At 68.6% G+C, this 4680-nt stretch carries 4 protein-coding genes; all 4 read left to right on the forward strand.

Annotated features, from left to right (window positions below; genetic code table 11):
- The first annotated feature begins 5 nt into the window (after positions 1–5).
- The 4 genes from ACWDUM_RS27520 to ACWDUM_RS27535 are packed head-to-tail and all read left to right on the forward strand — an operon-like array spanning position 6 to position 3928.
- A complete protein-coding gene (locus ACWDUM_RS27520) occupies positions 6–1088 on the forward strand; it encodes an MCE family protein (protein ID WP_450136473.1) in 1083 nt (360 codons plus the stop codon).
- Entirely contained in the window at positions 1088–2149 is a 1062-nt protein-coding gene (locus ACWDUM_RS27525) for an MCE family protein (protein ID WP_450136453.1), read from the forward strand. The genes ACWDUM_RS27520 and ACWDUM_RS27525 overlap by 1 nt, the downstream gene beginning before the upstream one ends.
- Positions 2146–3363, forward strand: a complete 1218-nt coding sequence (locus ACWDUM_RS27530; protein ID WP_450136454.1) for an MlaD family protein — start codon at positions 2146–2148, stop codon at positions 3361–3363. The genes ACWDUM_RS27525 and ACWDUM_RS27530 overlap by 4 nt, the downstream gene beginning before the upstream one ends.
- Positions 3353–3928, forward strand: a complete 576-nt coding sequence (locus tag ACWDUM_RS27535) for a mce associated protein mas1a (protein ID WP_450136455.1) — start codon at positions 3353–3355, stop codon at positions 3926–3928. The genes ACWDUM_RS27530 and ACWDUM_RS27535 overlap by 11 nt, the downstream gene beginning before the upstream one ends.
- The last annotated feature ends 752 nt before the right edge of the window (positions 3929–4680 follow it).

Here is a 4680-nt window from a genome sequence, read left to right on the forward strand (position 1 = left end):
TGCCGATGCTGGTGACGGCGCTGCTGACCGTGGTGGCGTTGGCGATCGCGGGATGGTTCGTCTTCGCGCGCACCGACCGGTCGACCACCGTGCACGCGAACTTCGCCTACGTCAACGGGATCTACGTCGGCAGCAAGGTCACCGTGCTCGGGGTCCCGGTCGGAACCGTCACCGAGGTCGAGCCGCAGGGCACCACGGTGCGGGTGACGATGTCGATGCCCGCGGACGTGGAACTGCCCGCCGACGCGAGCGCCTACGTGCTGAGCCCGTCGGTGATCAGCGACCGGCACGTCGAACTCGGGCCCACCTACAGCGGAGGCCCGCGACTGGAGGACGGTGCGGAGATCCCCGCCGAACGCAGTCACGCTCCGATCGACTTCGACTCGCTGATGAACAGCATCAGCACGCTCACGGAGGCGGTGGGCGGCGAGACCGGATCGACCGCGCAGCTGCTCACCAAGGCCGCCGACGGATGGCATGGGCGAGGCGAGGAGTTCAACGAGGCGATGCGCAACCTCAGCGCTGCCACGGGAGTCGTGGGGGCCCGCGCCGAGGACATCGGTGCCCTCGTGACGAACCTGTCCACGCTGATGGGCGCCCTCGACGCCCGACAGGTGAGCCTCGACGAACTCGTCCGTGACCTCGGCGCGGTCGGCGACCAGTGGGCCTCGACCGACGTCGACATCGCGGCACCGCTCCAGGACCTGCAGGTCGTCCTGGACCAGGTGAGGACCTTCATGAACGAGCACGGCGACTCGGTCGGCGTCGCGGTCGACAACCTCAACGCGGTCGGCGACGTCCTCACCGCGAACCAAGCAGGCCTCGCCGAGTTCATGGACATGGTGCCGCTGCTCATGCAGAACCTGGCAGGCAGCATCGACGACACCAACCGCGGCCGGATCCGGCTGAACATCTCGACCGCCCTGACACAGTTCGCCGTCGCGGAACCGCTGTGCAAGCAGTACCCGCTGCCGCTGTGCACGGGCGCCGGCTTCACGAACCCGATCCCGTTCCCTGTCAGCGCGTCCGACCCGCTGAACATCGCGGGCACGGTGACCGGCGGAACCCAGGCCCCGGGGGGCAACTGATGCGCACACGGACGATTTCCCTCGCGGCAGCGACCGCGGCCGTCCTGCTCACCACGGGGTGCGGTGCCGGCATGCAGGACCTGCCGCTCGGTCGCACCGCCGACGGGCCGGACTACACGGTGACCCTGCAGTTGGCGACCGCCGAGGGACTGCTCCTCGGCGCCGACGTGCGCACCGGCCAGCGGGTGATCGGCCGGATCCGGAACCTCGCGACGGACACGATCGGCGCGACGGCGCAGCTCAGTCTCGAGGAGGCGACCGAACTGCCGGACAACGTACTCGCCGCGGTGGAACTGCCGTCGGCGCTCGGCAGCCCGTTCATCCGCCTTACGCCGCCGAACGACCAGTCACCGCGCCCGCTCCAGGACGGTGACGTGATCGTCGAGTCGCGTACCACCATCGGACCGCAGGTGGAGAGCATGCTCGCGACCCTGGGCACGATCGTCACCGGCAGTGGGCTGGCCCAGTTGCAGACGGTCGTGAACGAACTGGACGCGGCCTTCTCGGGACGCTCCGGCGAGATCCGCGGCCTCACCGACACCATGACCACGCTGCTCGCCAAGGCCACCACGAACCAGGACGACTTCGAAGTCGCGATCGACACCGCGGCGCGCATCTCGCAGCAGCTCGCGGGGCAGCAGGCCACCGTCGACGCGTACCTCGACACCATGCCCGATGCGGTCCGGGCGCTGACCGCCCAGCGCGACAGCATCGCGGCGCTGCTCGAGTCGTCGAGGCAGCTGACCGACACCGCGAATTCGATCGTGTCCGACGACCCCGACGGGCTCGGCACGATGGTCTCGGATGCGTCGGTGACGATCGCGGCTCTGGCGTCCTTCAACTCCGAGATCGGGTCCACGCTCGACAACATGAGCACGTTCCTCGACAACTTCGGCAGCGCGGTCCACGGCGACTACCTCAGCTTCGACGGTGCACTCGACGTCCCCGGCAGCATCGACAAGCTGCTCGTCGGCGGCCCGGCCCCGGGTGCGGCCGGGTCCACCCCGGTGTCGGGAACGGCCGGAGACCTGGCCGCTCTGCTGAAGGGAGGACGGCGATGAGACGTCTGGTCCTCGTCCAGCTGGTGCTGTTCGCGATCGTGTCCGCGATCGTGATTCCGTTCGCGATCAACTACGTGATCGGTCCACAGGCGCTCGGCTCCCCGCTCCATGTGTACTCGGTGATGACCGATGCGCGCGGCCTGACGTCGGGCACGGCCGTGACCTATCGCGGCGTGGCGGTGGGGAAGGTCTCGTCCGTCCGGCTCGATCCGGACGCGGGGGGCGCGCGGGTCGACTACGAACTCGATCCGGGGGTCGAGATCCCCGTCGACAGCGTCGCGAAGGTCGGTATGGGTACCGCCGCGGGAATCCAGAACGTCGACATCTTCCCGAACACCGGCGACGGGCCCTTTCTGCAGGAGGGTGAGCAGCTCGCGGCCCCGGCCGAGCAGCAGCCGGTGCAGATGGGTGACCTGATGACCGATGCCGCCCGGCTCCTCGACGGCATCGACCCGCAGGCCGTCAGCGACATCGGCACCGAACTGGGCGCCTCATTCGACGGTCTCGGGCCCGCGTTGGCGAGCCTGATCGACAATGGCGACGCCATCACGGCACAGATGGACCAGCAGGCTCCGATGCTCACGAGTCTGCTCGAGCGCACCGCGAGCCTGGTCACCACCATGGCCGGTGAGTCGACCCCGTTCGTGCGGGGCATGGGCGCTGCGCGGAACTTCACGGAACAGCTCGACACGAGCGGTCCGGTGCTCGTGTACCTGGCCGACACCTCGCCGGGCGCACTCGACCAGGCGCACGCGCTGTTCGACCGCTACCACGACACCTTCGGTGCGTTGCTGGCAAACCTCGTGACGGTGGCGCCGGTCATCTCCGATCGGCAGGCGGCCCTCGCGTCGGGGCTGAACGACATCCCTCACGGGCTCGGGAAGCTGGAATCGATCGTCACCGGCGACCGCGCCAACTTCACGCTGGTGGGAACGCTGGGACAGGTGTGCTACCACGACACGGTCCGGCGCGCCGTCGGCGACGAAAGCCCCACGTCGCCGAACCTGACCTATTACTGTCCGCCTGCGGACAACCTGGCGCAGCGAGGCTCGCGCAATGCGCCTCGCCCGAACGACCTCGGACTGCAGAACGCGACGACGCCGGGCACCCCGATCGGGTACCCGCCCGTCGCCGATCCGATTCTGATTCCCACGGGAACCGAGGCGTTGGAGTACTGGCAATCGCTTCTGGAAGGCCTCGGCAATGGCAGATGACAGCTCGGGACAGGCCGTCGTGACGGATCGCACCGGGACCGAACCGGGGAGCGGCGAGGACACCCCGGGTGCACCCGCGCGCCGGCCCGTCTGGAAGCGGCCTGTCGCCGTGATCGCAGCGTTGCTGGCGGTCGCCCTCGTTGCGGTGTCCGCGGCACTGCTGCTCGACGTGCTCGGCGACAGCTCGGCCGACACACGGCGGACCGAGGCGATCGACACCGCCCGCGACTACGCCGTGGCACTGTCGTCGTTCGATTTCGAGAACCTCGACGCCAACCGCGACGCCATCGTGTCCGGGTCGACGCAGGAATTCGCGGCGAAGTACAGCGAGATGGTGGACGCCCTGAGGCAGATCGTCACCGACGGCAAGGGCAAGGCTACGGCGACCGCCGGGCACATCGGGATCGAGTCCCTCGACGAGGACCGGGCGGTGGTCCTCGTCTTCGTCGACCAGCAGGCGACCAACGTCGCCTCCCCGGAGGGCAACACCCAGAAGTACCGGATGGTCGTCACCCTGATTCGAGACGGTGACCGCTGGGTGGTCGACAACGTCGACACCAACTAGCTGCACCGGAACTCGGCACCGGCGACCCCTCCGCTCCGCCGGCCCGTGGTCCGTGGTGTCCCGCGGTCGAATGAACCTCCCGCCCCGAGGCCGCGACACAGCGTCTCGGTGTTTGCGGCACCGACGCGCGGTCTGATACCAATGCACGTCCGGCACCTGCCGGATCTTCCACGTCGGGGTGGATCGGGTCGACGGGACCGGTGGAGCGGTCCGTGCCGGGCTGCCCGCTCGCGCCGGCCGGTGCGAGCTCCTCGGGGTGGCGATCGAACTTCAGGCGCTGCTCGACGGAGCGGCGCGGCGAGGAGGCCGATTCGGCGAGAGGCCGGCGTGGCGGGAGCCCGGCGGTGGCAGATGTGGAAGTCGGGTCGAGTGCCCATTTCGTGATGGTCGGATGACTGAATGACAGCTGTTCGACCGATATCACATCGGGGGCAGCCCACGTGGGTGCATTCACTCGATCACACGGCCCCGTCCCAACCCCGACTGAGGCACGTTTCCGCAGGACAAGGCCGTGTCGGTGGGCATTGTATCGGATGTGTCAGACCCCGGACCCAAAGTAACGGCTGCACATCCACAAGAGATAATGAGAAGGACCCCTGGTGTTCAACCGTGCCGGTTCGGCATGTTCGGACGCGGGGGCGCGAGAGTTGATTCGAGAGGGACCTGCTGAGTCGGGGGACATGGGGTCCTCGATTCGTGCGTTCGGGTCCTTCACGAACGAGGCCGTGGCGACGGCAACGAGGAGGATACGA

It is taken from the genome of Rhodococcus sp. NPDC003322 (genome assembly GCF_053589555.1).